At 73.0% G+C, this 20,819-nt stretch carries 17 protein-coding genes; 9 read left to right on the forward strand and 8 right to left on the reverse strand.

The features are described 5' to 3' along the window. Nucleotides 1-101 precede the first annotated feature (101 nt). Complete coding sequence (locus ACFYXE_RS25275) at nucleotides 102-683, forward strand: TMEM165/GDT1 family protein (protein WP_361181222.1); 582 nt, start codon at nucleotides 102-104, stop codon at nucleotides 681-683. Nucleotides 684-776: 93 nt separating this feature from the next. Here the strand turns inward: ACFYXE_RS25275 and ACFYXE_RS25280 are convergent, their stop codons facing one another. Next, a complete protein-coding gene (locus ACFYXE_RS25280) occupies nucleotides 777-1,937 on the reverse strand; it encodes a S1 family peptidase (RefSeq protein ID WP_389315900.1) in 1,161 nt (386 codons plus the stop codon). 248 nt (nucleotides 1,938-2,185) lie between these two features. On the opposite strand from ACFYXE_RS25280, the gene ACFYXE_RS25285 reads away from it, so the two are divergent. After that, complete coding sequence (locus ACFYXE_RS25285) at nucleotides 2,186-2,578, forward strand: VOC family protein (RefSeq protein ID WP_389315902.1); 393 nt, start codon at nucleotides 2,186-2,188, stop codon at nucleotides 2,576-2,578. A 424-nt stretch (nucleotides 2,579-3,002) separates the two neighbouring features. Here ACFYXE_RS25285 and ACFYXE_RS25290 read toward each other — a convergent pair whose 3' ends face one another. Next, nucleotides 3,003-3,278, reverse strand: a complete 276-nt coding sequence (locus tag ACFYXE_RS25290) for a MerR family DNA-binding transcriptional regulator (protein WP_389315904.1) — start codon at nucleotides 3,276-3,278, stop codon at nucleotides 3,003-3,005. 91 nt (nucleotides 3,279-3,369) lie between these two features. Here ACFYXE_RS25290 and ACFYXE_RS25295 point away from each other — a divergent pair, with 91 nt between their 5' ends. After that, nucleotides 3,370-4,680, forward strand: a complete 1,311-nt coding sequence (locus ACFYXE_RS25295) for a flavin-containing monooxygenase (protein WP_389315906.1) — start codon at nucleotides 3,370-3,372, stop codon at nucleotides 4,678-4,680. A 70-nt stretch (nucleotides 4,681-4,750) separates the two neighbouring features. Here the strand turns inward: ACFYXE_RS25295 and acnA are convergent, their stop codons facing one another. After that, nucleotides 4,751-7,465: an aconitate hydratase AcnA gene (gene acnA / locus ACFYXE_RS25300; protein WP_361180565.1), complete on the reverse strand. Its 2,715-nt coding sequence runs from the start codon at nucleotides 7,463-7,465 to the stop codon at nucleotides 4,751-4,753. 156 nt (nucleotides 7,466-7,621) lie between these two features. Then, nucleotides 7,622-8,482, reverse strand: a complete 861-nt coding sequence (locus tag ACFYXE_RS25305; RefSeq protein ID WP_389315908.1) for a class I SAM-dependent methyltransferase — start codon at nucleotides 8,480-8,482, stop codon at nucleotides 7,622-7,624. Nucleotides 8,483-8,695: 213 nt separating this feature from the next. On the opposite strand from ACFYXE_RS25305, the gene ACFYXE_RS25310 reads away from it, so the two are divergent. After that, nucleotides 8,696-9,292 (forward strand): TetR family transcriptional regulator, encoded by a 597-nt coding sequence (locus tag ACFYXE_RS25310; RefSeq protein ID WP_361180570.1) that lies wholly within the window; start codon nucleotides 8,696-8,698, stop codon nucleotides 9,290-9,292. Here ACFYXE_RS25310 and ACFYXE_RS25315 read toward each other — a convergent pair. Beyond that, a complete protein-coding gene (locus ACFYXE_RS25315) occupies nucleotides 9,280-10,287 on the reverse strand; it encodes a LacI family DNA-binding transcriptional regulator (protein ID WP_389315911.1) in 1,008 nt (335 codons plus the stop codon). The genes ACFYXE_RS25310 and ACFYXE_RS25315 overlap by 13 nt on opposite strands. Before the next feature lie 103 nt (nucleotides 10,288-10,390). Here ACFYXE_RS25315 and ACFYXE_RS25320 point away from each other — a divergent pair, with 103 nt between their 5' ends. From ACFYXE_RS25320 to ACFYXE_RS25330, 3 genes are all read left to right on the forward strand, one after another. After that, nucleotides 10,391-12,283 (forward strand): amidohydrolase, encoded by a 1,893-nt coding sequence (locus ACFYXE_RS25320; protein ID WP_389315913.1) that lies wholly within the window; start codon nucleotides 10,391-10,393, stop codon nucleotides 12,281-12,283. A 103-nt stretch (nucleotides 12,284-12,386) separates the two neighbouring features. Continuing rightward, on the forward strand, nucleotides 12,387-13,916 hold the full coding sequence (locus ACFYXE_RS25325; RefSeq protein WP_361180573.1) for a UDP-N-acetylglucosamine 1-carboxyvinyltransferase: 1,530 nt from the start codon (nucleotides 12,387-12,389) through the stop codon (nucleotides 13,914-13,916). A 138-nt stretch (nucleotides 13,917-14,054) separates the two neighbouring features. Next, nucleotides 14,055-15,458: a hydrolase gene (locus tag ACFYXE_RS25330; RefSeq protein WP_389315915.1), complete on the forward strand. Its 1,404-nt coding sequence runs from the start codon at nucleotides 14,055-14,057 to the stop codon at nucleotides 15,456-15,458. Nucleotides 15,459-15,555: 97 nt separating this feature from the next. Here ACFYXE_RS25330 and ACFYXE_RS25335 read toward each other — a convergent pair whose 3' ends face one another. From ACFYXE_RS25335 to ACFYXE_RS25345, 3 genes are all read right to left on the reverse strand, one after another. Next, the gene (locus tag ACFYXE_RS25335) at nucleotides 15,556-16,302 is read right to left on the reverse strand and encodes a hypothetical protein (protein ID WP_389315917.1); all 747 of its coding nucleotides are present in this window, start codon (nucleotides 16,300-16,302) and stop codon (nucleotides 15,556-15,558) included. Between the two features lie 245 nt (nucleotides 16,303-16,547). Further along, nucleotides 16,548-16,949 (reverse strand): RidA family protein, encoded by a 402-nt coding sequence (locus tag ACFYXE_RS25340; protein ID WP_389315919.1) that lies wholly within the window; start codon nucleotides 16,947-16,949, stop codon nucleotides 16,548-16,550. Continuing rightward, nucleotides 16,946-18,184, reverse strand: coding sequence for an acyl-CoA dehydrogenase family protein (locus tag ACFYXE_RS25345; protein WP_389315921.1), 1,239 nt, complete (start codon nucleotides 18,182-18,184; stop codon nucleotides 16,946-16,948). Before ACFYXE_RS25345 ends, ACFYXE_RS25340 begins: the two co-directional genes overlap by 4 nt. A gap of 109 nt (nucleotides 18,185-18,293) precedes the next feature. On the opposite strand from ACFYXE_RS25345, the gene ACFYXE_RS25350 reads away from it, so the two are divergent. After that, nucleotides 18,294-19,940 (forward strand): AMP-binding protein, encoded by a 1,647-nt coding sequence (locus ACFYXE_RS25350; RefSeq protein WP_389315923.1) that lies wholly within the window; start codon nucleotides 18,294-18,296, stop codon nucleotides 19,938-19,940. Nucleotides 19,941-19,944: 4 nt separating this feature from the next. Continuing rightward, complete coding sequence (locus ACFYXE_RS25355; RefSeq protein ID WP_389315925.1) at nucleotides 19,945-20,814, forward strand: PaaX family transcriptional regulator C-terminal domain-containing protein; 870 nt, start codon at nucleotides 19,945-19,947, stop codon at nucleotides 20,812-20,814. The last annotated feature ends 5 nt before the right edge of the window (nucleotides 20,815-20,819 follow it).

A 20,819-nucleotide genomic window follows, 5' to 3' on the forward strand; every position in this document is an offset into this window, starting at 1 on the left:
CCGTGTGCGGGCCGCTCCGTCGTGCCGGGCCGAGTGGTTCCTCCCGTCGCCCGCTGGGTGCCGTACGAGCCGACGGCCCGGCCCCAGCAGAAAGCAAGGGAATGACTCTCGACCCCCTGGCGATCCTCACCGCCTTCGGGCTGATCTTCCTCGCGGAACTCCCCGACAAGACCATGTTCGCCTCGCTGGCGATGGGCACCCGGATGCGGCCGCTGTACGTGTGGTTCGGCACGTCCACCGCCTTCATCGTGCACGTCGCCCTCGCCGTCGGCGCCGGCAGCCTGCTCGGCCTGCTCCCCGACCTGGCGGTCAAGCTGGTCTCCGCCGCCCTCTTCGCCTTCGGCGCCTTCGTGCTGCTGCGCGGCGGGGACGATGACGACGAGGAGGGCGGCGCCAGGACGGTCACCGGCTTCTGGCCCGTCTACACCACGGCGTTCATGGCGGTCTTCATCAGCGAGTGGGGCGACCTCACCCAGATCACCACCGCCAACCTGGCCGCCAGCAACGGCTGGCTGCCCACGGCGATCGGCTCGGCCCTCGCCCTGATGTCCGTCTCCGCCCTCGCCCTGCTGGTGGGGCGCTTCATCGCCCAGCGCGTGCCGCTGAAGACGGTGCAGCGCATCGGCGCCGTCTGCATGGCGGGCCTGGCCGTCTGGACGCTCGTCGAGGCGTTCACCGGCTGACCCCAACAGAGGCGGCCGGGCCCGCCACGGCCGGTACGCGGATGTCCCCGCGCCCTCGCGGGCGCGGGGACGAGTGCGCTCTGCCCTGCGGGATCAGGCGGTGTGCAGGGTCAGCCCGTACCGCTGGAGGATCTCGTTGACCGGCTGGTACCAGGTCTCGCCGCCGCTGCTGCAGTTGCCCCAGCCGCCGGACGTCACGCCCTGGGCCTGGTCGCCGCTGATGAACGAGCCGCCGGAGTCACCGCCCTCGGCGCAGACGCTGGTCTTGGTCAGTTGGTGCACGACGGCGCCGCCCGAGTAGTTGACGGTCTCGTTCTTGGCGAGGAGATTGCCGCAGTGCCACTTCGTGGTGGAGCCGGAGCGGCAGATCGACGAGCCGACCGGGGCCTCCGCCGAGCCCTTGACGAGCCGGTCGGGGATGGCGCCCCAGCCGAGGACGACCGGCACGGTCCACCAGCCGTTGCCCACGGACACCCACGCGTAGTCGTTGTCCGGGAACGAGGAGCCCTGGAACGAACCGATGGTGGAGCCGTCCCAGCCCCGCACGCCCGCGCCCGCCTGGCCGCAGTGCCCGGCCGTGACGAAGCCGCCGTGCACCGAGAAGCCGATGGAACAGCGGACGTTGCCGGTGTAGTAGGGGTCGCCGCCGACCGTTCCGGCCGCGAAGGTGCTCGGGACCTCGGGGACGGTGCCCACGCGGACCGGGGCGGTGGCGCGGGCGCGCCGCAGGAAGGCACTGACATCGTTGTCGGCACGGTGGCCTTCGACGACGTCCACGACGACACTGTTCGCCTTCGGGTCGACCCGCCAACTGGCCACGCCCTTGGGCGCCTTGAGCTTGTCGACGCGCGCCTTCGCCGCGTCGAGCTGTGCGGCGCCGCGCCGGACGACGCGGACGTCGGCGCCGGTCCCGCGGACGTCCGCGGCCGCCTTCCGCCCGGTCACGGCGACGGTGAGCCTGCCGCGGTCGGCGTCGAACCAGGACCCGCCGTACGCCGCGCCGGCGGCCTTCTTCGCCGCACGCTCGGTCCGGACGGCCTGCCGCTCGTCGGCGAGCCGCTCGCGGGCGGCGGCGGGGGTCAGGCCGAGGTCGCGCTGCATCGCCTTCAGGAGGCCGGCGGAGGCGAGTGGCTGGGACTCGCCCCGGGGGGCGGCGGGGGCGGCGGAAGCGGTGGAGGCGAGACCGGTTCCTGCGCAGGCGGCGGCGAGCAGCAGGGCGGGCAGGCCGAGGCGTGCGGTTGTCTTGCGTCTCACAAGGGGACCTCTCGTCGTTCCAACAGGGGGATGGTGGAGCGGAGTTGATTCTCTGAGAGCGCTCTCTGTGGGGGGTGCGGCCGAGCGTAGAGAGGCCGCGCGGACAAGTCCAGGGCCCGTGGGCGCATCTCGGCCGTTCCGCTCGACAACGCGCCGCGGCTCTGCCTAAGATCCCCGGCGACATCGCGTGCCGGTCACCGACCGGGTGAGGCATGGAGGTGTCAGGAGATGCCTGCTGGAGGCATTCCTTGCCGATCGAGCTGAACCACACGATCGTCCACGCCCGGGACAACCGGGAGTCCGCCGAGTTCTTCGCGGACCTGCTGGGACTCGACATCACCCAGGAATGGGGCCCGTTCATCGCGGTGGCCCTGAGCAACGGCGTCACGCTGGACTTCGCCACGATCCCCGCCGGTTCCATCACGCCGCAGCACTACGCCTTCCTCGTCTCCGAGCCGGAGTTCGACGCGGCGTACGAGAAGATCCGGGCCCGGGGCCTGGCCCACTGGGCCGATCCGCAACAGAAGCGGCCGGGCGAGTTCAACACCCACGACGGCGGCCGGGGCGTGTACTTCCTCGACCCGGCGGGCCACCCGATGGAACTGCTCACGGTTCCCTACGGCGGCCGGCCGCAGGCCTAGTCCGCACCTCCGGCGCTCTTCGCCGTTCGCTCTTCGCCCTCCGCGCTCCGCGCTCCAGGAGACCTCACTCGCGGTGACGCGCGCGGTAGGCGCGTTGCCGGCAGGCGGGTGAGCAGTACGTCCGGGGGCGTCCGCGCGACGCACGCGCGACCGGCCCCCGGCAGCCGGGGCAGAACACCGGACTTTCGTCACACGGAGGGTGGGCCGCCGCGTTTTCGTCACGCGGCGGCCCGCTCCCGGCGCCGCCGCGTGCCGCCCGGGCGGCCGCCACGAGGCCGACGTCCGGGAAGCGCCCGCGCGGGGTGTGCGCGGACAGTTCGGCGTCCAGGACGGGGCACTCCCCCGCGATGTCGTCGTCCGTGCAGGCCAGCGCATGGCGGAGGTACCCGCGGGCCGCCTCCAACTGGGCTATCTGCCGCTCCACTTAGGCGAGCCGGGCGTCGACGGCGTGCCGCCAGGTGTCCCGCGTGGCCTGCCCCGAGGTGACCACGGCCGCCTGGTCCAGCGGCATCCGCCCGACCACGCGGCACAGATAGGCCAGCCCGACGCGGCGCAGGCCGATGTCGTCGTAGAGCCGCTTGCCGCCCACCCGGTCGGGCGGGCCGAGCAGGCCCTGCCGCTCCCACCACCGCACCGCCGACGGCGCCAGGCCGTACAGCGCCGCCGCGTCACCGATCAGGACCGCATCTCGTCGCGCCATGAGGCCAGTTGACATCAAGGCGACATGAGGAGGCAAGGTCTCACTTAGGCAAACCTAAGTAGCTGCGTCCGCGCGGCGGAGAGGTCACATCATGGCAGCAGACGAGTACGACGAGTACGCGGAGACCGTCGTCATCGGCGCCGGGCAGCAGGGGTGCGGAGTGGCCGGGGCCCTCCGGGAGCGGGGCCGGGACGCACTCGTCCTGGAGCGGGGGGAGATCGGCCAGGCCTGGGCCCACGAACGCTGGGACAGCCTGCGCATCGGCAGCGGGAACCACTCGATCCGCTTCCCCGGCCGGGATTACGAGGGCGACGACCCCTACGGCTGCCCCTCCGGCCCCGAACTGGCCCGCCGTCTGCGCCGTTACGTGACGGACCAGGGGCTGCGGGTGCGCCGGCACACCGCGGTCCGTACCGTCGAGTGCCCGCCGGACGCCTGCGCCGGTGACGACGTCCGGTTCCGGACGCATCTGGCCTCCGGCGGTGTCATCGGGTCCCGCAACCTCGTGGCGGCGGTGGGCGGTTACGCGGCTCCGCGCACCCCCTCCCTGGCCGCCGACGTCGATCCGGCCGTCCACCGGATCCACTCCCGCGACTACCGCAACCCCCGGTCCCTGCCGGACGGCGCCGTCCTGGTGGTCGGCGCGGGCATCAGCGGCCAGCAGATCGCGGACGAGCTGGTGGAGTCCGGGCGGCGCACCTTCCTCGCCGTCGGCCGCCACCGCGCGTGGCCCCGCCAGTACCGCGGCCGTAGTGTCCAGGAGTGGATCCGCCTGCTCCCCGACCTGTACCGGGACTTCGGCACGATGGGCGGCGAGGGCGGACCGGTGCTGCCGGGGCTGCCGGTCACCGCCGTGAAGGACAAGAGCGGCGACCTCAATGTCGGCGTGCTCGCCGCGAAGGGGGTGACCCTGGTCGGTTCCGTCCGCGCGGCGGAGGGCGGCCGGCTCCTGCTGCGGGACAACGTCGTCGACCTGGCGCGGGAGTCCGCGCGGGCGTTCCGGGGAGCCCTCGACCTGATCGACACCGCGATCCGGGAGTACGGCTTCGCGGCGCCGGAGGAGCACCCGGCCCCCGAGATGCCGATGGCCGGGGTGACCGCCTTCGGCGAGACCCTGGACCTGGCCCGCCAGCACGTCACCGGCATCGTCTGGTGCACCGGATTCGGGCCGGACTACGGCATCCTGCCGCGGCACGTCCTCGACGGGAACGGCGCCCCGCTCCGGCGCAGGGGCCTCATCGGCACGCTCCCCGGCCTGTACTACGCCGGGCTCCCGGACGGGAACTCCCTGGCCCCCGTGGGCATCGAGGGGAACGTGGCGACCGGCCGCTCCATCGCCCGCCTGATCGACGTCGACCACCTGATGCGCTCCGGTTCACCGGCGGCTTCGCGCGCCGCGTGACACATGCGAGAGGGCCGTACCCCCCGGTGTCGACCGGGGGGTACGGCCCTCGACTGCTCTGCCCGGCCGCTTACTTGCGGATCAGGCTGCGCAGCACGTACTGCATGATGCCGCCGTTGCGGTAGTAGTCCGCCTCACCGGGCGTGTCGATGCGGACGACCGCGTCGAACTCGACACCCGTGTCGGTGGTGACCTTGACCGTGCGCGGGGTGGAGCCGTCGTTCAGCTCGGTGACGCCGGTGATGGAGAAGGTCTCCTCGCCGGTCAGGCCGAGGGAGTCGGCGTTCTGGCCCTCGGGGAACTGCAGCGGCAGGACGCCCATGCCGATGAGGTTCGAGCGGTGGATGCGCTCGTACGACTCGGTGATGACGGCCTTGACGCCGAGCAGCGCGGTGCCCTTGGCGGCCCAGTCGCGGGACGAGCCGGAGCCGTACTCCTTGCCGCCCAGGATGACGAGCGGGGTGCCCTGCTCGATGTAGTTGCGCGAGGCGTCGTAGATGAAGGAGACGGGGGCGTCCTCCTTCGTGAAGTCGCGGGTGAAGCCGCCCTCGGTGCCCGGCGCGAGCTGGTTGCGCAGGCGGATGTTCGCGAAGGTGCCGCGAATCATGACCTCGTGGTTGCCGCGGCGCGAGCCGTACGAGTTGAAGTCGCGGCGCTGCACGCCGTGCTCCGTCAGGTACTTGCCGGCCGGGGTGTCGGCCTTGATCGCGCCGGCCGGGGAGATGTGGTCGGTGGTGACCGAGTCGCCCAGCTTGGCCAGGACGCGGGCGCCCGTGATGTCGGAGACCGGGGTGGTCTCCATCGTCATGCCCTCGAAGTACGGGGGCTTGCGGACGTACGTCGACTCGGAGTCCCACTCGAAGGTGTTGCCGGTCGGGATCGAGAGCGACTGCCACTGGGCGTCGCCCGCGAAGACGTCCTGGTAGGACTTGTTGAACATGTCCTCGCCGATGGAGTTGGCGACGACGTCGTTCACCTCGGCCTCGGAGGGCCAGATGTCCTTGAGGAAGACGGGGTTACCGTCCTGGTCGGCACCGAGCGCCTCGGTGGTGATGTCGACCTTCATCGAACCCGCGATGGCGTACGCGACGACCAGCGGCGGCGACGCCAGGTAGTTCATCTTGACGTCGGGGTTGATGCGGCCCTCGAAGTTCCGGTTGCCGGAGAGGACCGACGTCACGGCCAGGTCGTGGTCGTTGACGGCCTTGGAGACCTCCTCGGGCAGCGGGCCCGAGTTGCCGATGCAGGTGGTGCAGCCGTAGCCGACGAGGTTGAAGCCGACCTTGTCGAGGTACGGGGTCAGACCGGCCTTGTCGAAGTAGTCGGTGACGACCTTCGAGCCCGGGGCGAGGGTGGTCTTGACCCACGGCTTGCGGGTCAGGCCCTTCTCGACGGCCTTCTTCGCGACGAGCGCGGCGGCGACCATGACGTACGGGTTCGACGTGTTGGTGCAGGAGGTGATGGCCGCGACCGTCACCGCACCGTGGTCGATCTCGTAGGTCGAGCCGTCGGGGGCCGTGACCGTGGTCGGGCGCGACGGGACACCGTTGGTGGTGGCCGGGGCGTCGGAGGCCGGGAAGGACTCCTCGCCCGCCTCGTCGGCGGTGTCGACGTAGTTGCGCACGTCGAGGGCGAACTGCTGCGCGGCGTTGGCCAGGACGATGCGGTCCTGCGGGCGCTTGGGGCCGGCGATGGAGGGGACGACCGTGGAGAGGTCGAGCTCCAGCTTCTCGGAGAAGTCCGGCTCGGCGGCCGGGTCGAGCCACAGGCCCTGCTCCTTGGCGTACGTCTCGACGAGCGCGACCTGCTGCTCGTCGCGGCCGGTCAGGCGCAGGTACTTCAGCGTCTCGTCGTCGATCGGGAAGATCGCGGCGGTGGAGCCGAACTCGGGCGACATGTTGCCGATGGTGGCGCGGTTGGCGAGGCTCGTGGCGGCCACGCCCTCGCCGTAGAACTCGACGAACTTGCCGACGACGCCGTGCTTGCGCAGCATCTCGGTGATCGTGAGGACCAGGTCGGTGGCGGTGGTGCCGGCGGGCAGCTCACCGGTCAGCTTGAAGCCGACGACCCGCGGGATGAGCATGGAGACCGGCTGGCCGAGCATCGCGGCCTCGGCCTCGATGCCGCCGACGCCCCAGCCCAGCACGCCCAGGCCGTTGACCATCGTGGTGTGCGAGTCGGTGCCGACCAGGGTGTCGGGGTAGGCCTGGCCGCCCCGGACCATGACCGTACGGGCCAGCTTCTCGATGTTGACCTGGTGGACGATGCCGGTGCCCGGGGGGACGACCTTGAAGTCGTCGAAGGCGGTCTGGCCCCAGCGCAGGAACTGGTAGCGCTCCTTGTTGCGGCCGTACTCCAGCTCGACGTTCTGGCCGAAGGCGTCCGCCGTGCCGAACTTGTCGGCGATGACCGAGTGGTCGATGACCAGCTCGGCCGGGGAGAGCGGGTTGACCTTGTCCGCGTCGCCGCCGAGCTCCTTGACGGCCTCACGCATGGTGGCGAGGTCGACGACGCAGGGCACGCCGGTGAAGTCCTGCATGATCACGCGGGCCGGCGTGAACTGGATCTCCTGCGCGGGCTGGGCCTGCGAGTCCCACTCACCGAGGGCACGGATGTGGTCGGCGGTGATGTTCGCGCCGTCCTCGGTGCGGAGCAGGTTCTCCAGAAGGACCTTCAGGCTGTAAGGGAGCCGTGCGGAGCCCTCGACCTTGTCCAGCTTGAAGATCTCGTACGACTCGTCGCCCACGCGCAGCGTGCTGCGGGCGTCGAAGCTGTTCGCCGACACGACAGTCTCCTTCATATATGTGCGCGTTCCGTCACATCCTGCCGCCACGACTCCTCGTCGATCCGCTAAGGTAAGGCTTAGTTAGGTAACCCTTACCGAGTGGCGGCTTCTGGTGCGCCTCGGCAGATATCTCGATGTCGAGATAACTCTAGTACATCACCCCTGGGTACGACGAGGCGCGTCGGCCTGCCCGCACGCGCCGGGCCCGGCCGTGCGCTCCGCCGTCACCGCCATCGTGACGTAGCGCACGGTGAAGCTGCCGCCCAGGGCGTCGATGGCCGCGCCCACGGCGGCGAGCACCGGCGCCTGCTCGTCCGGCGGCAGGCGCGTCAAGGTGCCCTGCGTCGGCAGGACGGCCAGCCACGCGGCGCGCGTGTACGTCGTCTCCCACGCGAAGGACCACTCCTCGGGCGGCCCGAACGCGCCGCTGTCCCGGATGCCGTCCGCGGCCCCGGCCAGCAGGGGCCGGTAGCCGTCACGGGCCGCCCCCGCACCCGCCCGCAGGTCAAGCGGCGAGTCCGGCACCGCCCTGCGGTAGGCGTCGGCGAACGCCGCCGCCACGGCGGGCGGCTGCTCGGGCACGTTCCAGAACGCCACGAGCCGGCCGCCCGGCCGCAGCACCCGCGCCGCCTTCGCCGCCCCCGCGACCGGGTCGATCCAGTGCCAGGCCTGGCCGGCGACCACCGCGTCGAAGCTCCGGCCCGCCGGGTCCCACTCCTCGAACGCCGCGACGTCCACCTCGGTGCCGCGCCGCCGCGCCAGCTCCGCCATCCGGCCGTCCGGCTCGACGCCGAGCACGGCGCAGCCCGCGGCCCGGAGCTGCCGGGCCGCGATGCCGGTGCCGCAGCCGACGTCGAGGACGGCGGGGCCGGCGGGGCCGGGGGCGGCCGCCACGATCCGGGCGACGAGCGCGTCCGGGTAGCGCGGGCGGGTGCGGTCGTAGCGCTCGGCGTCCACGCCGAAGGACTCCGCCATGCGGCGGTGCAGGTGGGGCTCGTTCGCGGGAGGAGTGGGCATGCGCCCACTCTTGTGGGCACGTGCCCACTCGTCAAGGGACGGGAGCGGCGGGCGATCCGGACGGCGGCGGCGGCCGATCCGGGAGAATGGCCGTGCGCGGGCAGAACCCTGCCCCTCAGACGATCTCCATGACAGTCCCTCGCAGTCCCTACAGTCCCTACAGTCCCTCGCAGTCCCTCACAGTCCCTCAGACGAGAATCCGGGAGGAGAGCCGTGCCGACAGGGGTGGCCATCCGCGACGTCCGCGAGCAGCTCTTCGACGCCGCCGAGCGGGTGCTGCTGCGGTCCGGGCCGAACGCGCTGACCAGCCGCGCGGTCACCACCGAGGCGGGCTGCGCCAAGGGCGTCCTGCACCGGCACTTCGCCGACTTCGACGCGTTCCTCGCGGAGCTGGTGCTCGACCGCATCGGCCGGATCGCCGCCCAGGACGCGGCGCTGCGCGCCTCCGCGGGAACCGGCACGGTCGCCGACCACCTCACCGGGGCGCTGACCGAGCTCTTCGGCTCGGTGGCCGTGGCGGTCGTCGGGCTCATCACCTCGCGCGACGCCCTGCGCGCCCGGCTGCGCGCGACCACCCCGACCGGGGTGCCGCTGCTCACCGAGGCGGCGGCGATGCTCACCGGCTATCTCGCCGCGGAACGCGCGCTGGGCCGCGTCGCCTCGCACGCCGACGTCGAGACGCTGGCGCTGACCCTGATCGGCAGCGGCCATCTGCTCTTCGCCGGGCGGGAGGGTGCCGCGCCCGAGGCCGACGCCGTCCGCAGGGTGGTGGCGTCGGTGCTGCCCGCCGTGCTGCCTCAGGAGGGCTGAGCGCCCGACGAGGCGCGGACCAGCAGCGCCGCGGGGACGGCGACCGGTCCCGGCCGCGCCGTGCCGCCGCCCTCGACCAGGTCGACCAGGAGCTCGACGGCGGCCCGTGCCGTGCGCTCCGGGTTCAGCGACACCGTGGTCACCGGCGGCGCCGTCGTCGCGTAGCCGGGGTCCTCGCTCGCGCACGCCAGGCGCAGGTCGGCCGGGACGCGCAGCCCGTGCCGGGCCGCGGCGGCCAGGAGCTGACGGCCGCCCGGGTCGTAGACGGCGTGGACGGCATCGACGCGGTCCACGCGGTCGCGGCGCCCCAGCAGCCCGTCGAAGGCGTGCCCCTGGTCGTCGGCCACGTCGAAGGGCACGACCAGCGGCTCGGCGCCGCGCTCCGCGCACCACCGCCGGTAGGCCGCCGTCACCGCGCGGGCGTAGTGCTCGTCGCCGTGGCCGGACTGCAGGGCGATCCGGCGGGCGCCGGACGCGGTGAGGTGGTCGAGGACCGTGCGGGTGGTCGCCTCGTGGTCGTTGTCGACCCAGTGGTCGCCGGGGTGCGGGTCGCCCGGGACGCCGTCGAAGACGAGCGGGACGCCGCGGGCGCGCAGGGCGCGGACCATGGGATCGCCGCGCGGGCTGTCCATGATCAGCATGCCGTCGACGGCGAGGCGGTGCCAGGCATCGTCGGCGGCGCGGGCGGCGGGGAGCGTGATGAGGGCGTAGCCGCGGGCGTGGGCCGCGGAGGTGGCGGCGGTGACGGCACGGGAGAAGTAGGCGATCTCCGTGTAGTTCCAGGCGCCGGGGAAGGTGGTGACGGCGATGCCGAGGGTGCGGCTGCGCGGGGGCCCCGGGGTGCCGTAGCCGAGCCGGGTCGCGGTCTCGCGGACCCGGCGCCGGGTGGCGTCGCCGATCCTGCCGGTGCCGTTGAGGGCGTGCGAGACCGTCGCCGTCGAGACCTCCGCGGCGCGGGCTATGTCGGCGAGAGTCGGCCCTGGCACGCGGGTCATCGTACGGAATCCGTCGCCGGGGGCGGGTTCTGGTTAACGGATTACTCGTCGAGGGTTCCCCTGACTCGTTGATCCGTCGTCCCGCCTACGCGTTGGAGTGGTCGTGTCCTCTTCGTACGTCTCCCCGCTCTCCCGGCGCGGCCTGCTGGCCGCCGCCGGGGCCACCGGTGCCGCCGGGCTCGTCACGGTGGCCGGGCCCGCCGCCGCCTCCTCGCCCCGCAGGTCCGCCGCGCTCGTCGTGCACGGCGCGCGTGTCTTCACCGGCACGTCGGACCACGGCGGCCGGGCGCGGGCCGTGGCCGTGGGGCGGGACGGGCGGATCCTCGCGGTCGGCACGGACGCCGAAGTGCTGCGGTACGTCGGCCGGGACACGGAGGTCGTGGACGCGCGGGGCGGCACCGTCATGAGCGGCGTCCACGACGGGCACGCGCACCCGATGGACGCCGCGAACCGCTCGCTGCGGCCCTCGCTGGCGGGGGCCGAGCAGAGCGTCGAGGAGCTGCAGAAGACGCTGACCGGCTTCCTGAAGGACTCCGCCGACCAGGAGCCCGACGGGTGGCTGGTCGTGGAGGACTGGAACCCGGTCGGGCTGCTCCCGCACGGCACCGCCCCGCACCACCGGATGCTCGACGCCCTGCCGACCCGCCGGCCCGTCGTGCTGCGCGGCGGCGACGGTCACAACCTGTGGGCCAATCAGCGTGCCCTGGACATCGCGAAGATCACCGCGTCGACCCCCGACCCGGTCGGCGGCAAGATCGTCAAGGGTGCGGACGGCAAGCCGACCGGGGTGCTCAAGGACGACGCCCAGCCGCTCGTCTCGCGGCACATCCCCGAGCCCGACGAGGCCCGCCTCGCGGACGCGGCGGCCCGGACGCTCGCCGAGGCCGCCGCGTCCGGGATCACCACGTTCATGGAAGCCGTGGTCGGCCGCCCCGAGCTGACGCTGTATCAGCGGCTGGCCGGGTCCGGCCGCCTCCCCCAGCGGATCGTGCCCGCCCTGCGCGTCGGGACGGACCTCACCAAGGACCCGGCCGCGGCCCTCGCGTACGCCAGGGAGCTGCGCGCGGACTTCGCCGGCGTCCGCGGGCTGCGCTTCGGCACGGTGAAGGTGTTCCTCGACGGGGTCATCGAGTACCCGGCGCAGACCGCGGCGCTCCTGACGCCCTACCTCGACGAGGACGGCAGGCCCACCGGCCACCGCGGCGACCTGTACGTGACGGCCGCCGACTACGGCAGGCTCAGCGCCGCCTTCAACGCCGCAGGCTGGCAGATGCACGCCCACGCCATCGGCGACCGAGCCGTGCGCACCTCCCTGGACGGGTACGCGTACGCGCTGCGCAGGACCGGCCGCCGCGACCTGCGCAACACCACGGCCCACCTCCAACTGGTCCACCCCGCCGACCTCCCCCGCTTCGCCGCGCTCGGCGCCGTCGCCTGCATGCAGCTCCAGTGGGCGACCCGCAACACCTGGACCATGGACGCCCTGCTGCCCTACATCGGCGCGGAGCGCCACCGCCGGCTGTACCCGGCGCGCAGTCTCGAACGCCGGGGCGCGGCGCTCTCGGGTGGCTCGGACTGGCCGGTGGACCCCCTTCAGGTGTGGAACCAGATCCGCACCGCGGTCGACCGCGAGGGCATGGAGGGCGAGGGCGACCTGTACCGCGCGCAGGAGGGGCTCCGCCGGACGTCGTCCCTGCTCATGCACACCTTGGGCACCGCGCGTCAACTGCGCACCGGGCACCTCACCGGGACCGTGGAGCGGGGGAAGGCAGCCGATCTCGTGGTCCTGGACCGCGATGTGACGCGGTGTCCGGTGGCCGATATCAGCTCTGTCGAGGTGCGCCTCACGCTCGTCGGGGGCACAGTGGTGCACGACGCGCAGTCGTCGGCAGGACGCGCGGCCGCCGCCCGGGTGACGCGGGCGGCGGCGGGGCCCCGGCCCACGGCGTACACGGCCGTGCACGGCGGACGGCACGCCTCGTGCGGCTGCGGCTGAACTCCCGCGCGGGGAACGGCCCGAAAGGCCGCCCGTACGGCCGATCCCCGGATGGCCTACCCCGACGCATACGTCATCTCATATCTGAGATAACCTGCGACGCATGGCAGACGACTACCTCGTACGCATCGGCAAGCTCATCCGCGACGCCCGGCAGCACCGCGGCTGGACGCAGACGCAGCTCGCCGAGGCGCTCAGCACCAGCCAGAGCGCCGTGAACCGCATCGAGCGCGGCAACCAGAACATCAGCCTTGAGATGATCGCCCGGATCGGCGAGGCTCTCGACAGTGAAATCGTCTCGCTCGGGTACGCGGGGCCCATGCATCTGCGCGTCGTCGGCGGCCGCCGCCTCTCCGGCGCCATCGACGTCAAGACGAGCAAGAACGCGTGCGTGGCGCTGCTCTGCGCGTCCCTCCTCAACAAGGGGCGCACGGTGCTGCGCCGCGTGGCGCGCATCGAGGAGGTCTACCGGCTCCTGGAGGTCCTCAACTCCATCGGCGTACGCACCCGTTGGATCAACGACGGGGTCGACCTGGAGATCGTGCCGCCCGCCAGGCTGGACATGGAGGCCATCGACGCGGAGGCCGCCATCCGGACCCGCTCGATCATCATGTTCCTGGGCCCGCTGCTGCACCGCATGGACCGCTTCAAGCTGCCGTACGCGGGCGGCTGCGACCTGGGCACCCGCACGATCGAGCCACACATGATCGCGCTGCGCCGGTTCGGCCTGGACATCGCGGCGACCGAGGGGCTGTACCACGCCGAGGTCGCCCGCGACGTCACCCCCGACCGCCCCATCGTGCTCACCGAGCGCGGGGACACCGTCACCGAGAACGCCCTGCTGGCCGCCGCCCGCAGCGCGGGGACGACCGTCATCCGCAACGCCTCGTCGAACTACATGGTCCAGGACCTGTGCTTCTTCCTGGAGGCGCTCGGCGTCAAGGTCGAGGGCATCGGCACGACGACCCTGACCGTGCACGGCGTCCCCACCATCGACGTCGACGTGGACTACTCCCCCTCCGAGGACCCGGTCGAGGCGATGAGCCTGCTGGCCGCCGCCGTCGTCACGGAGTCGGAGCTGACGGTGCGCCGGGTGCCGATCGAGTTCCTGGAGATCGAGCTCGCGGTCCTGGAGGAGATGGGCCTGGACCACGACCGTACGGCGGAGTACCCCGCCGACAACGGCCGTACCCGCCTCATCGACCTCACGGTCCGGCCCTCCAAGCTGGAGGCGCCGATCGACAAGATCCACCCGATGCCGTTCCCCGGCCTGAACATCGACAACGTCCCCTTCTTCGCGGCCATCGCGGCGGCGGCGCAGGGCAAGACGCTGATCCACGACTGGGTGTACGACAACCGCGCGATCTACCTCACCGACCTCAACCGCCTCGGCGGGCGCCTCCAGCTCCTCGACCCGCACCGGGTCCTGGTCGAGGGCCCGACGCGCTGGCGCGCCGCCGAGATGATGTGCCCGCCGGCCCTGCGGCCCGCGGTGGTCGTGCTCCTCGCCATGATGGCGGCGGAGGGCACCTCGGTGCTGCGCAACGTCTACGTGATCAACCGCGGTTACGAGGATCTGGCGGAGCGCCTGAACTCGGTGGGCGCGCAGATCGAGACGTTCCGGGACATCTGACGCACCGACACCGTCGCGCCCGCGCCGCCACCGGGCCATCCGGGCGGCGCGGGCGGGGCAGTGGGACTGCCCGTACGGTCAGCGCACGGTGCCCGGAAGCCTCCTGACGGAAGGCCTTCCGTTTCCTAACGTCGTCGGGTGAGCCTATGGACCTCCCTGGAACCCTCCTCCACGACCGTCGACCCCGGCGACACCGCCACGGTGCGGCTGCGGATACGCAACAACGGTGACGTCGTCGACGCCTACCGCGTCGAACCCGCCGGCGACCTCGCGCCCTGGACCACCGTGGACCCGCCGGAACTGCGGCTCTACCCGGGGACGATCGGCGAGGTCGAGCTGCGGTGCACACCACCGCGCACCCCGGACGTGACCGCGGGACCGCACCCGTACGCCGTGCGGATCACGCCGCTGGAGCAGCCGGGCGCCGGCGCCGTCGTCGAGGGGCGGATCACCGTCACCCCGTTCACCGAGGTGCGCGCCGAACTGGTGCCGCCGGTGGTGCGGGGCTGGTTCCGGGGCAGGCCGCAGCTCGCGGTGGACAACCTCGGCAACACCCCGGTCACCGCGTCGCTCGGCGGCAGCGACGCCAGCGACCAGCTGACGTACGAGCTCGACCCCGGCAGCGTCCAGATCGAGCCGGGCCGGGCCGCGTTCGTGCGGGCGACGCTGCGGCCGCAGCAGGTCATCTGGGTCGGCGCGAAGAAGAAGCAGCCCTACGCGCTCACCGTACGGCGCTCCGGCGGCGAACCGGTCGACGTGGCCGGGACCTTCGTGCAGCGCGGGCTGCTGCCCGGCTGGCTCGCCGTCGTCTCCGGGCTGCTGCTCGCGGCGACGATCGCGTTCGTCATGGTGTGGCTGAATCACCGGCCGCAGATGCAGACCGCCGCGCGGGAGAAGCCGGTGCAGGCGGGCAAGCTCGCGCCGGACAGCGACGCACCGCCGAAGAGCGCCGCGCCCAAGCCCAAGGAGTCCGAGGAGGAGAAGGAACCGGAGGAGGACGGCGGCGGCGACAAGGGCGGCGGGCAGCAGCCGGGCGGCGGGGACGAGAAGAAGCCCGAAAAGAAGAAGAAGGAAGTGCGCACGGCGGCGACCGCGGTGCGCGAGCTCGCCGCCCGGAGCGACGGCCGCCACATCTGCTACCGCGCCTTCGTCGGGGACGAGGGCTGGCAGGAACCGGTGTGCGACGGCGCGGAGGCCGGTACGACCGGCAAGGGCCGCTCCGTGAAGGCGCTGAACATCGCGGTGGCCGGCACGGACGGCGTCTCGGGCAACGGCGCGCTGGTCGCCGAGGGGTGGCGCACCGGCGACAAGTGGGAGTCGGCGGACGACGAGGAGGACATGGTCATCGGCTTCACCAAGAAGTCGGACCCGGCCATGCAGGGCTTCACCCTCACGGTCGGCGACGGCACCACCTGCCTCGACGCGTCCCTGCAGACGAGGGGCTGGCTGCCGCAGACCTGCACCGATCCGGGGAACTTCAAGTACGCGGGCAGCCCGATGGAGCAGAACATCCCGCTGGAGGCGGTGCGCCTCACCGTCTGACGCACACCGTCCGACCGTCTGACGCCCCGTCCCGTCGTGCACGGGGCGGGGCGCAGGTCGGTCAGGCCGGTCGGGCGGCCGGGGCGGGCCGCTCGGGTCAGCCGCCCGAGGCCGACAGTTCCTTGAGGTCGACCGTCTCGCCCTCGGCCGGCGCCTTCGGGTTCACCGGCTTGTTGTAGTCGGTGAACGTCGCGTCATTGGGCTTGTCGCCGCCCTTGACGGAGGCGCGCAGGATGTAGGGCTTGCCCTCGGTGGCGACGTACATCGTGTGGGTCTCACCGCCGGAGGCCTTCTTCGTCAGGGCGATGGCCTCCTTGCCGTCGATGGTCGTCGTGTCGCCCTTCTTCATGCCCTTGCGGCTGGACTTGTCCTCGTCCATCGACGCGACCAGGCCCTGCTTGTCGCACATCCCGGACGTCGAGGCGTCGTCGGCGGGCATCTTCACCCACTTGTCGACGACCTTCGACATCACCTTGTCCGCACCCGGCTGGCTCTTCAGCGCGTTCTTCCAGTACTGGTCGTTGCCGCGCACGTACAGCGTGCCGTTCGCATGCCGGAGATCTGCCTTCGCACCGTCCGAGTCGACGGTGCCCTCACAATTCTTCTCCTGGTCGACCGCGAGGTCCAGGCTCACGGATTTCCCGTCGGCCTGCTGCATGTCGCCCTTGAGGCGCATCGAATCGGCGCCCTTGGTCGCCTTGACCGCCTTGGCCGCGATCTGGTCGGCGCTGTCCTTGGCGAACGGCTTTCCGGATTCGCCGCCGTCGTCGTCCCCGCAGCTCGTCAGCAGGGCCGCCGAGAGCACCGTGATCCCGATGACACCCGAAATCTTGCTCGCTCGCACGTGGATTCACCCTCCCGTGGAACGCGTGTGCGTCCCGATTCCGCCGCGGCCCCATTGGCCGCGGTCGTCACCAGGTACCCAGCAATTCCCCGCCCTCACGCGGTATCTGACGTTCCGTATTTCTTGTCGTACATGCGCCCTCCATCCGAATAACCGGACGGAGAATTGCCGGTGTTCCCGGGCATGGCATTTCGGAACGAGGGAATGAGCGCGCGAAGAAATCCCGCCGAGCGCGGCGCGCCCTTTCAGTCCAGGACCGCCACCCCGTCGAGCTCCACCAGCGCCTGTTCGTCCCAGAGGCGGACCGCGCCGATCACGGCCATCGCGGGGTAGTCGCGGCCCGCCAACCGGCGCCAGACGCGGCCGAGTTCGGCGGCGCGGGCGCGGTAGTCGGCCACGTCGGTGGCGTAGACGGTGACGCGGGCGAGGTCGGCGGGGGTGCCGCCCGCGTGGCGCAGGGCGGTGAGCAGGTTGGTGAGCGCGCGCTCGAACTGCTCGGGCAGGTCCGCACCGGTGACCTCGCCCTCGCTGTCCAGCGCGGTCTGCCCGGCGAGGAAGACGAGGCGGGAGCCGGTCGCGGTGACGGCGTGCGAGAAGCCGGTGGGCGGGGAGAGTTCGGCGGGGTTGACGCGGTGCAGGCTGCTCATGCGGGCGGCTCCTCGGCGGGCGTCGGGGTGACGTGCGGGATGTCTGGGGGCAGGTCGCGGGGCGCGGGCGTCCGCGCGGACCGCTCGTCGGCGTACAGCTCCTTGGCGATGATCGTGCGCTGGACCTCGCTCGCCCCCTCGTAGATGCGGGGCGCCCGCACCTCACGGTAGAGGTGTTCGAGCAGGTGGCCGCGGCGCAGGGCGCGGGCGCCGTGCAGCTGGACGGCCGCGTCGACGACGTACTGGGCGCTCTCCGTGGCGATCAGCTTCGCCATGGCGGCGCGCCGGGCGGTGCCGGGGGCCTGCGGGCCCTCGCTGTCGTACGCCGCCGCGGCCGCGTACACCATCAGGCGGGCCGCCTCCGTGCGCGTGGCCATCTCGGCGACCTGGTGGGCGACGGCCTGGAGGTCCTTCAACGGGCCGCCGAACGCGGTCCGTTCGGCGGTGTGGGCCAGCGTGGCGTCGAGCGCGGCCTGCGCCATGCCGACGGCGAACGCGCCGACGCTCGGCCGGAACCGGTTGAGGGTGCCCATGGCGACCCGGAAGCCGTGGTCGACCTCGCCCAGGACGTCCTGACGGCCGACCCGCACGCCGTCGAAGCCGAGCGCGCCGATCGGGTGCGGGGAGAGCATGTCCAGGGGGGTGCCGGTGAGGCCCGCGCGGTCGGCGGGGACGAGGAACGCGGTGACCCCGCGGGAGCCCGCCCCTGGGGACGTCCGGGCGAAGACGGTGTAGAAGTCGGCCTCGGGGGCGTTCGAGATCCAGCACTTCTCGCCGGTCAGGCGCCAGCCGCCGGAGCCGTCCCGCGCCGCGGCCAGGGCCAGGGCCGCCGCGTCGGAGCCCGCGCCGGGCTCGGAGAGCGCGAAGGCCGCGACGGCGTGCCCCGCCCGCACCGGCGGCAGCCAGTGCTCCCGCTGCTCCGGCGTGCCGTGGACGTGCACGGGGTGGGCGCCCAGGCCCTGCAGGGCGAGGGCGGTCTCGGCCTCCGTGCAGCCGTACGCGAGCGACTCGCGCATCAGGCAGAGGTCGAGGGCGCCGGACGCCGGGCCGGACGACCGGCGCGGGTCCTCGAACAGCCGCTCCAGCAGGCCCAGTTCACCCAGGGCGGCCACCAGCGGCCGGTTCACGTGGCCCGGCTCGCCCTTCTCGGCCAGCGGGCGCAGCCGCTCGGCGGCCAGGGTGCGCAGCTCCGCACAACGGGCGGTCTGTTCGGGATTGAGTGAGAATGCCGTCACGCCGGACCCCTCCTTTATCGCGCACCGTTGACTGTCGTCACCATCACGATACGCTCATGGAGCGAGCCCACCACAGCGCCCGACCGGCAGGCAAGGGGGCAGAGCCGCCATGGAATCCACCGGCAACCCGGGACCGGCACCGTCCGGCCACGTCGACACGTTCGCCCGGGACCACCTCCCGCCGCGCGAGCAGTGGCCCGTGCTGGTCCACGACCGCCCCGAGCTGCACTACCCCGCCCGGCTCAACTGCGGCGCGGAGCTCCTGGACCGGGCCGTGGAGCGGTTCGGCGCCGGGCGCCCCGCCTTCCACACCGCGTCCGGCGAGACGTGGACGTACGGCGGGCTGCAGGGCCACGTCGACCGGATCGCGCACGCGCTGAGCGGCGAGCTCGGGGTGCGGCCCGGTGAGCGGGTGCTGCTGCGCGGTCCCACCACGCCGTGGCTCGCGGCCTGCTGGCTCGCCGTGATGAAGGCGGGCGGGGTCGCGGTGACCGTCCTCGCCCAGCAGCGCTCGCAGGAGCTCGCCACCCTGTGCGGGCTCGCCGAGGTGCGGCACGCACTGTGCGACATCCGGTCCGTGGACGACCTGATCAAGGCCGGGGTGCCGGGGCTGAGCATCACCACGTACGGCGGCCCGGGACCCGACGACCTGGCCGCCCGTGCCGCCCGGCAGCCGGCGCGGTACGACGCGGTGGACACGGCGGCCGACGACGTCTGCCTGATCGCGTTCACCTCCGGCACGACCGGCCGCCCCAAGGGCTGCATGCACTTCCACCGCGATGTCCTGGCGATCGCGGACACCTTCGCGCGGCACGTCCTGAGGCCGGTACCCGACGACGTCTTCGCGGGCAGCCCCCCGCTCGGCTTCACCTTCGGGCTCGGCGGCCTGGTCGTCTTCCCGCTGCGCTTCGGCGCCTCGTCGGTGCTCCTGGAACAGGCGGGCCCCAAGCAGCTGCTGCCCGCCATCGGGCGGCACCGGATCTCCGTGCTGTTCACCGCGCCCACCGCGTACCGCACGATGCTGGACCGGCTCGACGAGCACGACGTCTCCTCGCTGCGGCGCTGCGTCTCGGCCGGCGAGAACCTCCCCGCGGCCACCTGGCAGGCCTGGCACCGGCACACCGGCCACCGCATCATCAACGGCATCGGCGCGACGGAGCTCCTGCACATCTTCATCTCCGCCGCCGACGACGCGATCCGGCCCGGCACCACGGGCCGCCCGGTGCCGGGGTGGCACGCGCGCGTGGTCGACGAGGCGGGCGACCCGCTGCCGGACGGCGAGCCCGGCCTGCTCGCCGTGCGCGGCCCGGTGGGCTGCCGCTACCTCGCCGACGACCGCCAGACCCAGTACGTGCGGCACGGCTGGAACATCACCGGCGACACCTACGTCCGCGACACCGACGGCTACTTCCGCTATGTCGCGCGCGCCGACGACATGATCATCTCCGCCGGGTACAACGTCGCGGGCCCCGAGGTCGAGGAGGCCCTGCTGCGCCACCCCGACGTCGCCGAGACGGCGGTCGTGGGGCGCCCGGACGAGCTGCGCGGACAGGTCGTGGTGGCGTACGTGGTGGCCCGCGAGGGGGCGGTGCGGGACCCGGAGCGGCTGCGGGAGTTCGTCCAGGGCGAGCTCGTGCCGTACAAGTGTCCGCGCGAGATCGTCTTCCTGGACGCGCTGCCGCGGACGGCGACGGGCAAGCTGCAGCGGTTCCGGCTGCGCACCGGGCCGTCCGCGGGGCCGGGGCCCGTAGAGTGATCACGTGTCCGAGCAGCACACCCCACGGTCCCTGATCGTCACCTTCTACGGCGCCTACGGGCGGGCCGCCCCCGGCCCGGTCCCGGTGGCCGAGCTGGTGCGCCTTCTCGCGCCGGTCGGCGTGGACGCGCCGTCGGTGCGGTCGTCCGTCTCGCGCCTGAAGCGGCGCGGCCTGCTCGTGCCGGCCCGCACGGCGGCGGGCGCGGCCGGGTACGCGCTCTCGCCGGACGCCCGCCAGCTCCTGGACGACGGCGACCGCCGCATCTACGGCACCGGCACCACCGTCCGGGCGGCCGGGTCCCGCCCGGTCCGGGGCACCCAGGAGGCGCCGCGGCCCGACGGCGGCTGGGTCCTGGCCGTGTTCTCCGTCCCCGAGGCCGAGCGCAACAAGCGGCACGTGCTGCGCTCGCGCCTGGCGGGCCTCGGCTTCGGCACGGCGGCCCCGGGCGTCTGGATCGCGCCCGCGCACCTCTACGAGGAGACCCGGCACACCCTGGAGCGCCTCCAGCTCGCCCCGTACGTCGACCTGTTCCGGGGCGAGCACCTGGGCTTCGCGGCGACGGCCGAGGCGGTCGCGCGCTGGTGGGACCTGTCCTCGCTGGCCAAGGAGCACGAGGCGTTCCTGGACCGGCACGAGCCGGTGCTGCGCTCCTGGGAGGCCCGCAAGGGCGCGCCGCCGGACCCCGAGGAGGCGTACCGCGACTACCTCCTCGCGCTCGACTCCTGGCGCAGGCTGCCCTACGCGGACCCGGGGCTGCCCGCCGAGCTGCTCCCCGCGGGCTGGCCGGGCGCCCGGTCGGCGGCGGTGTTCGCGGCGCTGGACGGGTGGCTGCGGGCGGCCGGGGAGCTGTTCGTCCACCCCCCGGCCGCCTGAGGGCG

The organism is Streptomyces sp. NPDC002564 (assembly GCF_042889645.1).
Classification (GTDB): Bacteria; Actinomycetota; Actinomycetes; order Streptomycetales; family Streptomycetaceae; genus Streptomyces.